This window comes from Sodalis ligni, from assembly GCF_016865525.2.
In the GTDB taxonomy this organism is placed as follows: Bacteria; Pseudomonadota; Gammaproteobacteria; order Enterobacterales; family Enterobacteriaceae; genus Acerihabitans; species Acerihabitans ligni.
In genome coordinates this window covers 483,212-500,905 of the sequence record NZ_CP075169.1, presented here as the reverse complement: position 1 = coordinate 500,905, position 17,694 = coordinate 483,212, and the positions used below count along the sequence as shown (strand labels likewise).

The following is a 17,694-nucleotide window of genomic DNA, read 5'->3' as shown; positions in this document are numbered from 1 at the left end:
GCGGTTTCAGGTGTATATTCTAAGCAAAATTGTTACAAAGCATATGGAAATACGTAGTTATCCACATTTTGAGCTTCAAAGACGCCGATTATACCCAATAGCTTTCATTCTTATTGTGCGCCGTTTACGAAATTTAAGAACCTGTTTCCCGGTTAAATAATCCTGAATTATTCCGGCCGCGGCTGGTAAGAAATGGCGGTCACATACCAGGTCTTGGGGCCGGCGGGGTTTGCACCACCGCTTCGTCATCCACCGCTTTTTGATCAGCGCCCGCGCCATGGGCGAATCGATGGAAATGTAGGATTTATGTTTGAAAATTTCATCAGGTCCGACGATGCGAAAACCAATACGCTCCCCCTGCTCATTTTCCACTTCCACCCAGGCGCCGAAGAAAACCTTGCCCTCCTGCTGAGGGGAGTAATCCACCACCCGCGCTTCTTTTAATACCTTACGCAGATAACGCACCCGGCGATCGATTTCCCGCAGTATTTTTTTGTTGTAATGATAATCGGCATTTTCACTGCGATCCCCCAGGCTGGCGGCCCAGGAAACTTTTTCGGTGATTTCGGGCCGGTAGCGCTTCCACAGGTGGTCCAATTCCGCCTGTAGTTCCTGATAGCCCTGACGGGTAATAAGGTTCGTTTTCATCATGACCTTTTAACGTAAGGATTATTGCCGGACGATATATCCTAAATGCAACCTAGCTTATGACGGGTATAAAAATATACCACAGACCGCGGCGCTGGGTGAGGCGCCCCTCTCAAACCAGGGTCGGGGATGCTCGCGCGGCTGGCATTTTGCTCACGCAATCCGTATAACTGTCCACTGCATAAGTTACCTATAACGTGATGACGACCAAAACAGTATGATGAATGAACCCCTGAATCGCCTTATCGCCGCTGAGTTGAAGGCCCGTCCTGAACAAGTGGACGCCGCGATCCGCCTGCTTGACGAAGGAAATACCGTCCCTTTCATTGCCCGTTACCGCAAAGAGGTCACCGGCGGCCTGGACGATACCCAGCTACGTCAGTTGGAAACCCGCCTCGGTTACCTGCGGGAACTGGAGGAACGGCGTCAGACTATTCTGAAATCCATCGACGACCAAGGCAAACTGACCGAACCGCTGGCTGCCGCTATTAATGCGACGCTGAGCAAAACCGAGCTGGAAGACCTCTATCTGCCGTATAAACTCAAGCGGCGCACCCGCGGGCAAATCGCCCTCGAGGCGGGGCTGGAACCCTTGGCCGATCTGTTATGGCAGGATCCCTCCCGGCAGCCGGAAATAGTGGCGGCGGACTATGTAAACGCCGAAAAAGGCGTGGCCGATGCCAAGACCGCCCTGGACGGGGCGCGTTATATCCTGATGGAGCGTTTTGCCGAGGATGCCGCCCTGCTGGCCAAAATCCGCCATTATCTGTGGAAAAACGCCCATCTGGTGTCGCGGGTCGTCGCCGGCAAGGAAGAGGAGGGGGCGAAATTCCGCGATTATTTCGCTCATCAGGAACCCCTGTCGCAGGTCCCGTCCCATCGCGCGCTGGCCATGTTCCGCGGTCGCAACGAAGGCGTTTTGCAAATATCCCTCAACGCCGATCCGCACTCCGACGAACCGCCCCGTGAAAGCTACTGCGAACAGATGATTGTCGATCATCTGCAGCTGCGGCTGGATCAGGCGCCGGGAGATGCCTGGCGCAGGAGCGTGGTGAACTGGACCTGGCGCATTAAAATCTTGCTGCACCTGGAAACCGAGCTGCTGGGCACCATCCGGGAGAAGGCCGAAGAAGAGGCCATCCAGGTATTCGCCCGCAATATGCACGACCTGATGATGGCCGCGCCGGCCGGTCTGCGCCCCACCATGGGACTGGATCCGGGCTTGCGCACCGGGGTAAAGGTGGCGGTGGTGGACGATACCGGCAAGCTGGTGGCCACGGATACCATCTATCCCCATACCGGCCAGACGGCGAAAGCGGCGACGGCCGTGGCGGCCCTGTGCGTCAGGCACCGGGTGGAACTGGTGGCTATCGGCAACGGCACCGCGTCCCGTGAAACCGAGCGGTTCTTTGCCCAGGTCAAAGAGCAGTTCCCGGCCGTCACTGCGCAAAAGGTCATCGTCAGCGAGGCGGGAGCGTCGGTCTATTCCGCCTCGGAACTGGCGGCGCTGGAATTCCCGGATCTGGATGTGTCGCTGCGCGGCGCGGTGTCCATTGCCCGCCGGCTGCAGGATCCGCTGGCTGAGCTGGTGAAAATCGATCCGAAATCCATCGGCGTCGGCCAGTATCAGCATGACGTCAGCCAAAGCCTGCTGGCGAAAAAACTGGATACGGTGGTGGAAGACTGCGTGAACGCCGTCGGCGTTGATCTGAATACCGCCTCCGTGCCTTTGCTGAGCCGGGTGGCCGGGCTGACCCGTATGATGGCGCAAAATATCGTCAACTGGCGGGATGAAAACGGCCGGTTCCGGGATCGTAACCAATTGCTGAAGATCGGTCGTCTGGGGCCCAAGGCTTTCGAACAGTGCGCCGGTTTTTTACGCATCAATCACGGCGATAATCCGCTGGATGCCTCAACCGTGCATCCTGAGAGCTATCCGGTGGTGGAACGCATCCTCCAGGCGATACAGCTGCCCTTGGAAAAGGTCATGGGTAACGGCGGTGCCCTGCGAACTCTGGACCCGGTTCGTTTTACCGATGAGCGCGTGGGGTTGCCAACGGTGACGGACATCCTTAAAGAGCTTGAAAAACCCGGGCGCGACCCGCGGCCGGAATTCAAGACCGCCACCTTCGCCGAGGGGGTGGAAACCATGAATGACCTGTCCTTAGGCATGATACTGGAAGGCACCGTCACTAATGTCACCAACTTCGGCGCATTCGTGGATATCGGCGTCCATCAGGACGGCCTGGTGCATATTTCCTCCCTGGCGACGCATTATGTGGACGATCCCCATAAAGTGGTGAAAGCCGGCGATATCGTCAAGGTTAAGGTCATGGACGTGGACCTGCAGCGCAAACGCATCGCCCTGACCATGCGGCTGGACGAGCAGCCGGGAGAAACCGCCAGCCGCCGCGACGGCGGCGATAAGCGGCGCGAGGCTCAGGCCCGGCCGGCGTCGAAAAACCGTCAGGCCAGCCCCTCCGCCGCCGGCAACAGCGCCATGGGCGACGCGCTGGCCGCCGCGTTGGGTAAAAAACGTTGATTTACAGAAAATATACAGAATGATTTAAAGATTCAGCAACTAAAAAGGCGGAAGGTGGTTAATCCTCCGCCTTTATTCAGTTCCTTCGATCCTTAAGGGCGTCCGGTCAGCTGCTTGACGACAACGATTATCTGCAGGGTGACGTGAATTATATTCAGCGTTACCACTATGGTATTCAGACTAATCACTGAGGCTGCTCCTATTTATTACAGAGCGCCACACGCCGCTTATGCCTTTGGGTTTCCCTCGCGACGGGTATCAGCGCTAACAGATACACGCAGTACTCTGTGGGCGAAGGCAGATCAAACAGCACCACCTGTTTCTAATTGGGTAAAGTTGAAGTGAGTAAATTGCAACTACTGCTCAGAGGACCGCATCCGCATAACTGTTAGCTCGCCGATTATATGTTCTCCATCTGAAACGGACAGTCACATTAGATTGACGATACCAAAAAAAATGCTAAACTCACCTAGAGCTAACAGATACATGCGGTGCTACTTCAAAGTGACCACCAATCTCGGCGAAGCAGAATAAAAAAACCTGACCTACCAGTCAGGTTTTTTATTGTTGATGCTCCTTAAACGATATTCATTAACCGTTAATTGATCCGAGTAATATTTTTTTCATATTAATATAGTTAATAACTATTAGTTAGATAATATTATCACAGATTCATTCAATCAATCCCAATAAACATATCTTATTAACCTCAAATAAATATCCAGCGTTTGCGCCATTTAAGAATACTTTTTATTTGCAAATGAATCTCATTGGTGTTAAAAACTGTGCCATCCGATGGCCTTCCTGTCTATTATCATGAAATGAATGTATATATTGATATTACAGTCTTCTAATAAATTACATTATCAATATTGAGGATATTATTCAATTCATAACATCTTATTGTTGTTCATCCATTTCATGAGAAAGAATATTACATGCACCTCATTCCACATCAACGCTATACCATCACCGGCTACACCAGCAAAATCAGCCTGGCCTTCCGGCAAAAACTTTTGTCCCTGGGTATGCTGCCGGGCAGCTCATTTCGCGTCGTTCGTATTGCCCCTTTGGGTGATCCTATTCAAATTGAGACCCGTGGAACACACTTAGCGTTACGGAAAAACGACCTTGCACAGATTATATTCAATGATGGATGCTGATCTCCTATTAATGATGTAAATATTTTGAAAACTTTTTTTAAATGCCTTTATTTAAGAAGTCGGAGTATCAATCCATCCCGCATTTTTATCTAAGCCCATTCTTACTACGGAAGCTCCAAAGGATATGAACCAGCTTACCATCGGCCTGATCGGTAATCCCAATGCCGGAAAAACCACGTTGTTTAATCAATTAACCGGCAGACGCCAGCGCGTCGGCAATTGGGCCGGGGTGACGGTGGAGCGAAAAGAAGGGGAATTTATCGCCAACGGCCAGCATGTTACCCTGGTTGACCTGCCCGGCACCTATTCTTTAACCACTCTTTCAGCGCAGACCTCCCTGGATGAGCAGATTCCCTGTCATTTTATACTCGGCCGGGAAGCCGACCTGCTGATTAACGTGGTGGACGCGTCGAATCTGGAGCGCAATCTCTATCTGACCTTGCAAATACTTGAACTGGGAATGCCCTGTATCCTGGCGCTGAACATGCTGGATATAGCGCGCGGGCAGCGCATTCACATCGATATTCCGGCACTGTCGCGGCGGCTGGGGTGTCCGGTGTTGCCGCTGGTTTCCACCCGCGGCAACGGCATTGACGCCCTGAAAAGAGCCATTAGCGGCGCGGCCGATCTTTGTCCCCCGCTGCCGGTAATCTATCCACCGACGCTGACCGAAGCCGTGGACGCTTTGGTGCCCCGTTTACCCCCCATACTCCCCCGCGACCAACGGCATTGGCTGGCGCTGCAAATATTGGAAGGCGATATCCACTGCTGCGCCCGGGCAGGACTTCCCCGTCAATATCAGGAAAACATCCGGGACAAACTGGGCCTGACGCTTGGAGACGAGCCGGCGCTGATTATCGCCGATGCGCGCTATCGCGAAATCGGCCGGATATGCGAGTCGGTGAGCGGCGGACAGCAGGCCGAAGGCGGCCGGCCAACCCAGCTCCTGGACATGCTGGCGCTGAATCGCTGGCTTGGGATACCGTTTTTTTTCCTGGTGATGTACCTGATGTTTTTTTTGGCCATCAATCTCGGCGGAGCCTTCAAGCCCTTCTTTGAGCTGGGCTCGGCGGCGTTGTTTATCGACGGCATTCAATGGCTGGGCCATACCCTGCATTTTCCATTTTGGCTGACCCGGCTGCTGGCGCAGGGCATCGGCTGCGGCATCAATACGCTGCTGCCGTTAATCCCGCAAATCGGCATGATGTATCTGTTTTTGTCATTTCTCGAGGAAACCGGCTATATGGCCCGCGCCGCGTTCGTCATGGATCGGATGATGCTGGCCCTTGGCCTGCCGGGCAAATCCTTCGTACCGCTGATAGTGGGTTTTGGCTGCAATGTGCCGGCGGTAATGGGTGCCCGCACCCTGGATGCCCACCGTGAACGGCTGATGACCATCATGATGGCGCCTTTTATGTCCTGCGGCGCCCGCCTGGCCATTTTTGCGGTGTTCGCCGCGGCGTTTTACGGGCAGCAGGGCGCCCTGATAGTGTTTTCACTCTATTTGCTGGGCATTGTGGTGGCGATATTGACCGGCCTGATGCTCAAACTCACCCTTCTGCGCGGCGAGACCACGCCATTTATCATGGAACTGCCGGTATACCATGTTCCCCATATCCGAAGCCTGTTGGCGCAGACCTGGCAGCGGCTCAAAATGTTTCTGCTGGGGGCGGGAAAAGTGATTATCGCCGCCGGTATTGTTGTCGGCATGCTGAGCAGTTTTACCCTGCGCGGCACGGCGGCGGAGACAATCAACACCTCAGCGCTGGCGTCGGTGGGTAAGGCCATTACCCCCCTGCTGGCGCCAATGGGGGTTTCCCCGGATAACTGGCAGGCCACGGTGGGGTTGTTAAGCGGCGTATTGGCCAAGGAAGTGGTGGTGGGCACCTTGAATCAGCTTTATACCGCGGAAAATCGTGTCGAGGCGCCATTCGACGCGGATGAATATGATTTATTGGCCCAGTTGGCCGACGCAGTGATGCTGACCGGGCAACAACTGCTGGACACCCTGAGCCTGAGCGTGCTTGCCAACCCCATCGAAGCCAGTAAGGGCGATGGCGAAATGAGCGGCGGGTCAATGGGCATCATGAGCAAAAAATTCGGCGGCGCCGTGGCCGCTTACAGCTATCTTATCTTTGTATTGCTGTATGTGCCCTGCGTTTCAGTGATGGGAGCCATCGCGCGCGAGAGCAATCGCGGCTGGATGAGCCTGTCGGTATTCTGGGGCATTAACGTGGCCTATTCATTGGCAACGCTGTTTTACCAGGGGGTAACCTTTGCCGACCACCCGGCTGATAGCGCGTTTGCCATCCTGCTGGTATTGATGGCGAATGCGCTGTTCATCTTGTCACTGTACCTGCTAAGGCAGCGTTTTGCCCCGTCACTGGCCCGGCCCGGGCCCGCCCGGAACGCTACGGCTTCCGGCCGCTGCTGCCAACCGGAGAAATAACCGTGGGCAAGCTGCTGCAATTACGCGATGCCCTGGCGCTGCTGGGCCAGGCCGATACCCCTCGGCTAAGCGCTCAGCTGAACCTTTCCGTCGCCATGACCGAAGCCATGCTCGAACAGCTGGTAAGCATGGGACAGGTTGAGCGTATTGCCGACGCCCCTACCGGCGGCTGCAAGCATTGTCCGCAGAAACGGCAATGCCGTGCCCCGGTTTACCGACTGGTTACTGCCGGACGTTAACTCCTCCCATCGGACTGCTCCGCAAATCTCCTGCCCGATAAAAGCAGCAGAATAAAATCCTGTCGTAATAACCTATTGTAATTAAGGTTATTAATGGCCGTTGGCGACTGAAATGGACCGGCTGCCGCCAATGCAGAATATATAAGAAGGTTTGCGCTTTTATTTCTAATGGCTACATTGACAACATGGCTTGTTTGCCAAGGTCACGCTGTTTCAGGACGTCGTCACATCAACAAGGTGCAATGATGGAAGCCATTACCCAGTTACTTGAAGAGATTTATGCCTCGTCATTGACCCAGGCTCAGTTGGATACCATCAAAAGTAAAATCAATTTTGCCAAATCGACCCTGCAACAGCCGCGCAAAAGCCATTGGGACCAAAAGGACGTGGTGCTGATTACCTATGCGGACCAGTTTATGGAGGCGGAACAGCCCACGCTGGTGAGCCTGACCACTTTTTTTCAACAGCGTCTGAAAGAGACGTTCAACCTGATACATCTGTTGCCTTTTTATCCCTACTCCTCCGATGACGGTTTTGCCGTCATTGACTATCACCAGGTAAACCCCATCGTCGGCAGTTGGCAACATATCAGCATACTCAATGAGTACGCCCGCCTGATGTTCGATTTTGTCTGTAATCATATTTCATCCCACAGCAAATGGCTGGCGGGGTATCGGGAGCAGCTCACGGATTATGAAGATTTTTTTATCGCCCTGCCCCCCGCCACCGATCTCAGCACCGTCACTCGTCCCCGCACCTCGCCGCTCTTGACGCCCTTTACCACTAAAGACGAGCAAACCAAATATCTCTGGACCACCTTCAGCGCCGATCAGGTGGATCTGAATTTTGCCAATCCCCATGTGCTGATCAACATCATCGGGGTGCTGCTGCACTATTTGACGCAAGGGGCGGAATACATTCGGCTGGATGCGGTGGGGTATTTGTGGAAAGAGCTCGGCACACGTTGCATCCATCTGCCGAAGACGCATCTGCTGGTGAAATTGTTTCGCGCCATCGTCGATGAGGTGGCGCCGGGTACCGTGATTATCACCGAAACCAACGTCCCCCATAAAGACAATATCAGCTACTTCGGCAACGGCCATGACGAAGCCCAGATGGTGTATCAATTCCCCTTGCCGCCGCTGGTGCTGCACGCTATCCACAACGGCAGCAGCCGCGCCCTGCGGCAGTGGGCGTCCTCCATGGAAACGGGACGCACGGATACCACGTACCTGAATTTCCTGGCATCCCACGACGGCATCGGCATGAACCCACTGCGGGGCATTCTGCCGGAGCTGGAAATCAACAACCTGGTACGGGATCTGGAATCGGAAGGGGCGCTGGTTTCCTACAAGCAAAATACCGACGGCACCACCAGCCCCTATGAAATCAACGTCACCTTTATGGATGCCCTTAACCGGCGCAAGGATACGGATGATATCAGGCTGCGCCGCTTTATGCTGGCCCATGCCATTTTGCTGGCGTTCCCCGGCGTCCCCGCGGTTTACATCCAAAGCATACTGGGTTCGCGCAACGATTATGAAGGGGTAAAAGCGGCCGGTTACAACCGGGCAGTCAACCGGGAAAAATATCCGCTGAAGGCCATCGAGGCGGCGCTGCAGGATGAAACCTCGCTGCGCTCGCGGGTATTTCATCAATTAAGCGGATTAATACAAACCCGGCGGCAACAGCCGGCGTTTCATCCGGATGCCGCCATGGAAATACTGGAACTGGATAATGCCCTGTTTGCTTTTCACCGGCGTCATCCGCGCCAGAATATCCTTTGCCTGTACAACCTGAGCATCAAACCCATCAATTGCACTTTGCCCGACGGCCATTACCGGGATGTGATAACGTGTCGTGAGATAACCGGCGGAATAGCGTTTAGTCTGGAACCTTATCAGTTTTTCTGGCTGACGAATCCCTAACCGGACTCACCGGCTCCAGATCTCCGGGATATAAGCAATTTTATGATTGATAACGATATCACCTTTCGGAAGCTGGAAATCTTCCTGGCTTTCATGGACAAGCGCAATATCAGCCGTACCGCCGACCTGTTGGGGTTAAGCACGGTGAGCGTTCACCGCGCGTTGCATACCCTTGAAGAGAGCGTCCGCTGCCCGCTGTTTATCCACCAGGGGCGTAATCTTTCACCCATACCGGCGGCCGAAACCCTGGCGGAATATGCCCGCGAGGTGGTGGATCTGATGAAACGGGGCATTGAGGAAACCCGCAAAAGCGGCGGGGTCGGGCAGGGCCGGCTAAAACTCGGCACGCTCTATTCTCTCACCCTTGATACCGTACCGCGATTGATCATGGGATTAAAACTGCGCCGGCCGAACCTTGAGCTGGAATTACAGATGGGGTCGAATCAGGATCTGCTGCTGCGTCTTGAGGACCAGCAGTTGGATGCCATCCTGCTGTCGGTCAGCGATACCCAAATAGACCCGGCGCGTTTTGAAACCCTGCCGTTATTCAATGACGATATTTTTTTGGCCGTACCCGCCTCCGCCGCGCATATCGTTAACGGTCCGGCGGATCTGCGGGATTTCAAAGACGAAAAGTTCGTCTCCCTCACCGAAGGATTCGCCACCTATCACGGCTTCCAGGAAGCCTTTCATATCGCCGGCTTTGAACCGCACATCGTCACCCGCGTTAACGACATCTTCTCCATGGTAAATCTAGTGCAGGCCGGCGTCGGCTGCACTCTGCTGCCGGGGCGGATGAAAAAAATCCACGATCCCGCCTTTCGCATGCTGCCGCTGGCGGCGCCATACCAAATGCGGCAAACCATCGCCCTGGTCTTTGCCCGCAACCGCGAGCACGACCCGGATTTACTGGCCCTGCTGGCGGAAGGCAGGATGTATGCCCTCGGCCGCCGGACTAGCGAAGCACAGGCGGCCCCGTCCCTCATCGCCGAGACAAGCGGCCGGCCAGGGCTATAATCAATTCCAGGGGATGTTGGCCGAGGGCGATGGCCTCTCCCTGTTCCATCACGCGTTTGGTCAGGCCGGTGAGCACCGCCCCCGGCGGCATCTCAATCGCCAGGCGGACATCCCGTTCATAGGCGCTCACCATGGCGTCCTGCCAATGTACCGGCCGCGCCATGTTCATCGCCAGATCGTCGGCGATACGCTCCGGTTGCCACAGTACCCGCCCGGTGCTGCCGCTAAGATAAGCGATATCCGGACGCCGCAGGCTGACCTTCGCCATGGCGGCCGCCAGTGCCGTCGCCGGCTGCCGCAACAGTTCACAATGGGACGGCACCGCCACCGCCAGACGTTGGGTGCGCCCCGCCCCCTGCTCCCGCGCCAGAACGCAAACCTGTGCCATGGCCCGCTCGCTACCGGCAATCACGAACTGATCCTCGGCATTCAGATTAGCCAGGTAAACCGGGTTATCCGGCCGATGCACCTGGGCGATAATCTGTTCCAGCGGCCGTTGCAACAGGCCGGTGACGGCCGACAGTCCGTAACCGTCGGGATAAGCCCGCTCCATCAATTCGCCCCGCAGCGCCACCAGCCGTAAGCCATCGTCGAAGCCCAGCGCGCCGGCGCTCACCGCCGCCGGAAACGCGCCGATGGACAGGCCGCTGACGAAATCGGCCCGGATGCCGGCCTGCCGTACCTGCCGGGCATAGACCACCCCGGCGATATAGAGGCATACCTGCACGGCGCGGGTGGATTGCAGCGCTTCTGCGCTATCCCAATCCAGCACCGGCTCGCCGAGAATCGCCGTGGCCCGCTCCAGCAGGCCACGGGTTTCATCGTTATCGGGCAGGTGATGCAGCATGCCGGGGACCTGCGGCCCCTGGCCGGGAAACGTCAGTAAAATTTTCACCGAACCCTCCGGTATGGTAAAACGGTGGAAAACCTGCCCTCGCGTCCGACAGACCGCGCGATTAATGATGGTCCGCGACGCCGCAATCGCCCTGTTCCTCATTCGCCCAGGGGTTGGTTACCCGTATCGGGCCATCGGCGGTCTTAACCATGACTTTGCCGCCCCGCAGCCATTCCGTCAGCGCGCAGCCCCCCAGAGGCGTTTCCAGTTGAATATCCACCCGGCAGGGCAAGGCGGGTATGAACGCCATCAAGGGGGCGAAATCTCGCGGCTGCGGCGGCCGCGAGCTGCGGATCAGCAGATCCAGATCGCTTTCGGCGCGGCACACCGGCAAGCCGGTGGCCAGCATATAACCGCAGCTGCCGGTGACGCCCCAGGGCCAGGGCCAATCCGCCGCCGCCATTTGGCGCAATGCCTGCATCACCGGCAGCGCCTCGTTGGCCCCGAGGTCGCTGCGGGCCAATTGCCCCACCAGCGCTTCCGGCGTGGCCGTGCGGGTAACGGCATCGGCATTGACCCAGGCCGCGGCCCGCAGGGAACGTTGCGTGCCGCGAATCCCCACCGGAATAGAGGCCGGCAAGCTGCCGTCACGTCGTACCACCAACGGCAATAACGGCGACCATTGGGCGGCGACCCAGGACGGCGGCGATGGCCGCCAGTGCAGCCGGCGGCCATCATCAATCCATAACAAATCGTGCGGTGCTGGCGGACGCATAACGACTCCTCCGGCTACAGTCCGGCGCTGAGCGTAATAAACAACGGCAACGTGATGATACAGAGTATGGAGCTTATCAACAGCGTGGCCTCCGCATCCGGCGACTGCACGCCGAAACGGTTACCGAACACGATACCGAAGAAACCCGCCGACAGGGCAATCATCAATACCGCGGTGACGGCCACCGGCCCGGTAATCCCGAAAGCATACAACAGGCCTATGGTTATAAAGGGCTGGATGATGTTTTTAGTCAGGCAGGACAGCAGTACCGGCGCATTGATTTTCAGCTTACGGGCCGAGAGGATAACGCCGGTGAGAAACAGCGCCGAGGCGGTGGCGGAGAGCCCCAGGGGCTTGATGGAAGCCAATACGATTTCCGGCATCTTCACTCCGCAGGCCGACAGCAATACCCCGAGCAACGGGCCCCAGACGATGGGTTTTTTCACCGAACGCCACATCAATAGCGGCAGCAGCATCAGGGTGGACCCATGGCTTTCCCCGCTGGCGCGGGCTTTTTCACGTTCGAGGATCAGCAGGCAGAACGGCGTCATCAATACCGAACCGCAGGCGATGGACACCGCCACCGACAGCGAGGTGGCCGAGCTTTCCCCCAGCACGCTGCCGAGAATCGGCAGGCCCAGGGCGGCATAGTTCGGCAGCGCCACCGTCAGGGTTAACACCGCCGCATCCTGGGGGGATTTTTTAAATCCCAGCGTGCAGATGAAATAGAGCGCGGCATAGGCTATCCACATGGATAAAACCAGCAGCAGGATCAGCGGCGACTGGCTGATTATCCCTTTCCAAGGGGTTTGCACCGTGGCGCTGAACAGCGCGGCGGGCAGCGCAAAGTCCATCACAAACACATTCAGCAGCGAAACATTGGAGTTCACCACCATTTTGGCTTTGCCGGCATAATAGCCCAGCAGCATGATCACGAATATCGGCGCCAGAGCGTGCAAAATAATATAAGTCATATAACCATCCGTTCAATAATGAAAAATAATGTTTTTGGCCCGGCCGCGATGGCATTTTTGTTGTTCGTGAGCCGGAAAACAGCATAAAACCGGTCCGGCTATCACCCTTTGGGCAATAGTCCGAGCTTGTTGACAAGGTGCCCGGTCGGGACAGGCTGCCAGCTCGTAAACACGCCGTGAATACGTCCCTGTAGGCTCGATCCGCGCGATTACGGCTACCCTCCCTGGTTGCCGCCCTTCGGGCCAACGCCTAGCGGCGTTGTTCCAATACGCTCCCGGCGTATTGGTCCCTGGCGCGGACGGTTTACTCTTCTAGCAGCCTGTCCCGCCTTTCTGATGCCGAGTACGTTTGTCTGCAGTCTGTAGACCGTTGCTGAAGAGACCATTTCCCGGTGACGGCAGGTGTTGAAGGCCTGGGCTGGATATTTGTTACCACTCCTGACGCATGCGTTCCCTCACCAGCAGCGAGCTGTAGCGGTTCTCGGCGGTTAACCGATTGGCCAGGCTACTGCCTTGCTTACGGGCTTTCGCCAAGGCTTCCGTCAGTGCGGCGCGCACCCGCTGCACGTCCCCATCGCCGGCCTGGTCCGGGTTGGCGATGTCGAGTAATTGCGCCAGCAGACCGAGGGTGGCGTAGTTTTCGATGTCATAGGCCATGGGCGGAATGGTTTTCGCCAGTTTTTCCAGCGCCGACACCGAGCGCAGGGTGATACGGGCGGCGGATTCCTTACCCATGGCATGGACCATGACCGCCGGGTCGTTGAAGGCAATCAGTTGATTGGCCTGGTAACCGTGGGCCAAAAAAGCGCCGGACATGGCTTTACCGACGATAAGAGCAATAACCGGATGACCCGCCAGCCGGGCTTGGGCATAGGCCGAGGCCGCTCCCGCCAATGACTGGTGGATGCCGAAGGCTTCTTCCCGGCGGCCATAGGCCTGGCTCGGTACATCCACCACGGCCACGATGGCGCGTTTAACGGCGTTATCTTTATCCAGGGCAATGACCTCGCTGACCACTTCATCCAGCGTCCAGCCTTCCAGCAGGCCGACTTCCCCCAGCGCCGCGCGCGGGTAATGATTACCGGCATCGGGCACCACGGCGATATAGCGCGCCGGCTGGTCGTTAAGCTCTCCGTCGGCCGCTTTTACCGAGGCGCATTGTCCATGGCGCGGTGTCGCGCCGGTGGTGAGCAGGGAAAACCAATAATCTCCCCGACTTAGGTAGGTGGTATTCATGAGCGATCCTCCCGGCTAAACAGCGCCAGTGTCTGTTCTTTTTCCACTTGCTGGCGGGTGTCGAATTCATTGAGTTTGGACAGATACAGGCGATAGTCGTCGGTGCGCAGCCGCGCCGGTACGCCTTGGCGCAGGAAATCCACCGTGGTCTGTCTGACCTCCGCCAGCGAATCCTTCACCAGGGCGTCGACAAAACCGGCCTGGTAGCGCACTTCGCCGCCGGTCATCCGCCAGATGAACGGACGATCCCGCGAGTCGTACTCCTCCAGGCCCGCTTCCTGTTCAATCACCTGCGGACCATTGAGGCCCAAACGCGCCTCACGGGTCACGATCAGGCGACTGCACAGGGCCGCGGCGATGGACATCCCGCCGAAACAGCCCACCGTGCCCGCCACAACCCCGATAACCGGGGTGTAACGGCGCAAATCCACAATGGCGGCGTGAATATCGGCGATGGCGGCCAGGCCGAGATTGGCCTCTTGCAAACGCACGCCGCCGGTTTCAAGCATCAGTACCGCCTGGGTGTTAATACCCCGGCGGTGGTCTTCCGCCGCAAGCTCCAGGGCCGCCGCCATCTTGGCGCCGGAGACTTCCCCCATGCTGCCGCCCTGGAAGGCGCCCTCGATGGCCACCACCACTGTGGGCTTGCCGTCCAAAGTCCCTTTCGCCACCACCATACCGTCGTCGGACTGGGGCACGATGCCCTGGGGTTCGAGCCAGGGGGAAACAATGTGTTCAAACGGCCCCAGCAGTTCACGAAAGCTGCCTTCGTCCAGCATGGCGCGGGCCCGCTGCCGGGCGCTTAATTCAATAAAACTGGTTCGTTCAGACATGTTCGGCCTCCTCGAAAACCTGTTCGATCCGCAGACGGGCAACGCCGGGCGTGGCGCCGAAATCATTGATCTCCAGTCGTCCCGCCGGCAGGGCATGGGCGGCGCCGACCCGTTCAAACAGGTGTTGCCAGCGCTGCCGGCCGCCATCCACCGACGAGGTCACCGTGACCTGCAGTGATTTATCCGCGGAGGGCTGATAAAGCACCTCCAGATCGCCGGAACCCACTACGCCGGCCAATGCCTGTGCGGGCAATGCCTCACCGGCGGGAAAATGCAATTCGATTCGTTCCATAGCATCCTCATGATGATGTAAATGATCAGGCGCTAACCCAATCGAGGAAAATCGTCGCCGCCAACAGATCCGCCGCGCCGCCCGGCGAGGCGTTGTCTTGCAGCATACGGCGCTCCAGTTCGGCCAGGGCATCGCGCCCCGCGGGGGTGGCGGCCCCCCCCGCGGCCAGGACCGCCAAGGCGCCCCGGTGCATGGCGTTCAGCGCCGGCATACCGCCACGGTTAAGTACGCAGGTATCCGTCAGCGTGCACATAATGGCCATTAACGCATCCAGCCGGGCCTGGGATTCGCCGGCACCCTGCCGGCGGCTGCGGTGTAATTGCGGCAATGCGCGGCTTACCACATGGGGAAAGCCTTCAACGGCCTCATCCCGCGCCCCCGGCACCCGGTAGCGCTGTACCGCCCGCTGCCCCTTGCTAAAGTTCTTGGGGCTGAAGGGATCCGGCAGCGACGCCAGCTGCGCGGCGGCGGCGGCGATGAATGCCACGCTGCCGCGACCGCCCAGCATGGCGCTGGCGCTGACCAGCAGTCCCAGGGCCCAAATCGCGCCGCGATGGGTATTAACGCCGTCGGTAGCCGCCATCATCTGCTGCTCGCCTTCACGGCCTAAACGGCCGATTTCCTGGCGCAGCGCCCCGTCGGCCGGCCGCAGCCAGCTGTGCAAGGCCAGGCGGTAAAACGTCGGCTGCAGGCTGAGGGCGGAGCGCTCCATGAGATCCAGACTGAGATCCCGATGCGCCCCGGCGCCGCGGCTGTCCACCAGTCCCGGTTTAGGGCTCAGGCGGGCCTCTTCAATCAGCGCCCGCACCGCCAGGGCGGAGAGTCGGTCAGCCTGCGCTTCAACGTCATATGCCGGGACTGCCGTAAGGGCTTTCATTACCAGCTCCGGAATTTAGCCGGCGGCTGGTAGAGCCCGCCCGACCATTCAACCAAATCGGCGATACTGCCGGCGGCCAGCATGGAACGGCTGGCGTCGGCTCGTTTGATGCCCATATCTTCGGGATAAACCACCAGTTCCCGGCGGCGCAAATCCGCCACCCTGGCGGCATCCACTCCCAGGCCGATATCGGTGATACCCGCCACGGCGGCCACCATCGCCCGGCGTTCTTCCATGGAACGCGCCCGGTAGAGATAAGCGATGCCTTCCTCGGTGAGCACATGGGTCACGTCATCGCCGTAAATCATTACCGGCGCCAATGGCATACCCGCGCCCTGGCCCACTTCAACCGCTTCCAGCTTTTCCACGAAAGACGGTTTGGCTCCGGCCTGATAGGTTTCCACCATCTGTACCACCAGCTTTTTACCGCGCTGCATCGGATCCGGCTCTTCGATCATGTCCAGCCAGGCGGGCGTGGGATGCCGGCGGCCATGGGGATCGTGCCCCATATTCGGCGCGCCGCCGAAACCGGACAGCCGTCCGCGGGTCACGGTGGAGGAGTTGGCCAGACCGTCGATTTGCAGGGTAGAACCGATAAACATGTCCACCGCATATTGACCGGCCAATTGACAGAAGGCGCGGTTGGAGCGCATCGAGCCGTCAGCGCCGGTAAAGAACACGTCCGGGCGGGCGGCGATATAGTCTTCCATCCCCAGTTCACCGCCAAAGCAGTGCACGGTTTCCACCCAGCCGCTTTCAATGGCGGGGATCAGGGTAGGATGGGGATTGAGCGTCCAGTGACGGCAGATTTTGCCTTTCAGGCCCAGCTGTTCGCCATAGGTGGGCAACAGCAGCTCGATGGCGGCGGTATTGAATCCGATGCCGTGATTCAGCGACTGCACCTGATGTTTAGCGTAGATGCCTTTAATCGCCATCATGGCCATTAACACGTGCACCGGTTTAATCAAGCGGGGATCGCGGGTAAACAGCGGCTCGATAAAGAAAGGCTTATCCGCCACCACCACAAAATCCACCCATGAGCCGGGGATATCCACTCGCGGCAGGTCGTTTTCATCATCCACCAGCTCATTGACCTGGGCGATAACGATGCCGTCTTTGAACGCCGTGGCTTCCACCAGCGCCGGGGTATCTTCGGTGCTGGGACCGGTGTAAAGATTGCCCTTGCGGTCGGCCTTGAAACCGGCAATCAGGGCGATATTGGGCACCAAATCCACAAACAGGCGGGCGTACAGCTCAATGTAGGTATGGATGGCGCCGATTTCCATCAGCCCGTCTTCCAGCAATTGGGATATACGCAGGCTCTGCGGGCCGGAAAATGCGAAATCCAGCTTACGGGCAATGCCTTTTTCGAACAGGTCAAGGTGCTCGGACCGGCTGACGCTGGGCATGATCATATGCAAATCGTGGATTTTTTCCGGATTGACCTTAGCCAGCATGCGGGAAAGAAAATCGGCCTGTTTCTGGTTGTTGCCTTCTAATACCACCCGATCTCCGGGGGCCAGAATAGTCTCGAGAATAGCGGTCATTTTATCGGTGGGCAGTACTTTTCCGTCGGCGACGGCACGAAGATTGTCGAGTCGGCGTTTTTTTTCCGTACGCCGCGAATCCCAGACTTTGGCGGATGCTTGATGAAGCGGCATGATAAAGCTCCTCGGTACATTGACTGTTTTTTTACGAACAGCGGTAAAATACCCAACAGATTTCGGGTTGCGGCAAGGCGGCCAACACAGCCGCAGCTTGAAAGATGACGGGTATAAACGATAAGGGAGTTTAGGGCGCGGCGGCGGCGGTCATCAATTAACCCCGGCGACCGATCGTTAGCCTTAAGGTAATGAAGGGCCGGTATGGCGGTTTTTTGTTGCCGG

The 17,694-nt window shown here is 57.6% G+C and carries 14 protein-coding genes and 1 pseudogene; 6 read left to right on the top strand and 9 right to left on the bottom strand.

All coding sequences use genetic code 11. The annotated features are described in order from the left end of the window. Positions 1-167 precede the first annotated feature (167 nt). Positions 168-648: pseudogene (gene greB / locus GTU79_RS02190) on the bottom strand (transcription elongation factor GreB). A gap of 217 nt (positions 649-865) precedes the next feature. On the opposite strand from greB, the gene GTU79_RS02185 reads away from it, so the two are divergent. The 6 genes from GTU79_RS02185 (at position 866) to GTU79_RS02160 (ending at position 9,986) form a co-directional block, all read left to right on the top strand. Then, a complete protein-coding gene (locus tag GTU79_RS02185; RefSeq protein ID WP_203522985.1) occupies positions 866-3,190 on the top strand; it encodes a Tex family protein in 2,325 nt (774 codons plus the stop codon). Positions 3,191-4,128: 938 nt separating this feature from the next. Further along, positions 4,129-4,353 carry a ferrous iron transporter A gene (feoA, locus tag GTU79_RS02180; protein WP_203522986.1) on the top strand — a complete coding sequence of 75 codons (225 nt, stop codon included), beginning with the start codon at positions 4,129-4,131 and terminating at the stop codon, positions 4,351-4,353. Positions 4,354-4,477: 124 nt separating this feature from the next. Next, positions 4,478-6,802: a Fe(2+) transporter permease subunit FeoB gene (gene feoB / locus GTU79_RS02175; RefSeq protein ID WP_203522987.1), complete on the top strand. Its 2,325-nt coding sequence runs from the start codon at positions 4,478-4,480 to the stop codon at positions 6,800-6,802. Positions 6,803-6,804: 2 nt separating this feature from the next. After that, positions 6,805-7,041: a FeoC-like transcriptional regulator gene (locus GTU79_RS02170; protein ID WP_203522988.1), complete on the top strand. Its 237-nt coding sequence runs from the start codon at positions 6,805-6,807 to the stop codon at positions 7,039-7,041. A gap of 245 nt (positions 7,042-7,286) precedes the next feature. Beyond that, on the top strand, positions 7,287-8,969 hold the full coding sequence (locus tag GTU79_RS02165) for an alpha-amylase family glycosyl hydrolase (protein WP_132927903.1): 1,683 nt from the start codon (positions 7,287-7,289) through the stop codon (positions 8,967-8,969). A gap of 42 nt (positions 8,970-9,011) precedes the next feature. Next, positions 9,012-9,986 (top strand): LysR family transcriptional regulator, encoded by a 975-nt coding sequence (locus GTU79_RS02160; RefSeq protein ID WP_203522990.1) that lies wholly within the window; start codon positions 9,012-9,014, stop codon positions 9,984-9,986. Here the strand turns inward: GTU79_RS02160 and mdcH are convergent. The 8 genes from mdcH to mdcA all read right to left on the bottom strand — a co-directional run bounded on the left by mdcH (position 9,952) and on the right by mdcA (position 17,469). After that, entirely contained in the window at positions 9,952-10,881 is a 930-nt protein-coding gene (gene mdcH, locus GTU79_RS02155) for a malonate decarboxylase subunit epsilon (RefSeq protein WP_203522991.1), read from the bottom strand. The two genes, GTU79_RS02160 and mdcH, sit on opposite strands and share 35 nt — an antisense overlap. A gap of 61 nt (positions 10,882-10,942) precedes the next feature. Next, complete coding sequence (locus GTU79_RS02150) at positions 10,943-11,596, bottom strand: malonate decarboxylase holo-ACP synthase (RefSeq protein ID WP_203522992.1); 654 nt, start codon at positions 11,594-11,596, stop codon at positions 10,943-10,945. Positions 11,597-11,610: 14 nt separating this feature from the next. Beyond that, positions 11,611-12,570 carry an AEC family transporter gene (locus tag GTU79_RS02145; protein ID WP_203522993.1) on the bottom strand — a complete coding sequence of 320 codons (960 nt, stop codon included), beginning with the start codon at positions 12,568-12,570 and terminating at the stop codon, positions 11,611-11,613. A gap of 429 nt (positions 12,571-12,999) precedes the next feature. Next, on the bottom strand, positions 13,000-13,806 hold the full coding sequence (gene mdcE, locus GTU79_RS02140) for a biotin-independent malonate decarboxylase subunit gamma (RefSeq protein ID WP_203522994.1): 807 nt from the start codon (positions 13,804-13,806) through the stop codon (positions 13,000-13,002). Beyond that, positions 13,803-14,639, bottom strand: a complete 837-nt coding sequence (locus GTU79_RS02135; protein ID WP_203522995.1) for a biotin-independent malonate decarboxylase subunit beta — start codon at positions 14,637-14,639, stop codon at positions 13,803-13,805. The genes mdcE and GTU79_RS02135 overlap by 4 nt, the downstream gene beginning before the upstream one ends. Next, complete coding sequence (locus GTU79_RS02130; RefSeq protein WP_132923735.1) at positions 14,632-14,931, bottom strand: malonate decarboxylase subunit delta; 300 nt, start codon at positions 14,929-14,931, stop codon at positions 14,632-14,634. Before GTU79_RS02130 ends, GTU79_RS02135 begins: the two co-directional genes overlap by 8 nt. A gap of 25 nt (positions 14,932-14,956) precedes the next feature. Next, on the bottom strand, positions 14,957-15,808 hold the full coding sequence (locus GTU79_RS02125; RefSeq protein ID WP_203522996.1) for a triphosphoribosyl-dephospho-CoA synthase: 852 nt from the start codon (positions 15,806-15,808) through the stop codon (positions 14,957-14,959). Continuing rightward, positions 15,808-17,469 carry a malonate decarboxylase subunit alpha gene (gene mdcA, locus GTU79_RS02120; RefSeq protein WP_132923737.1) on the bottom strand — a complete coding sequence of 554 codons (1,662 nt, stop codon included), beginning with the start codon at positions 17,467-17,469 and terminating at the stop codon, positions 15,808-15,810. Before mdcA ends, GTU79_RS02125 begins: the two co-directional genes overlap by 1 nt. Positions 17,470-17,694 lie beyond the last annotated feature (225 nt).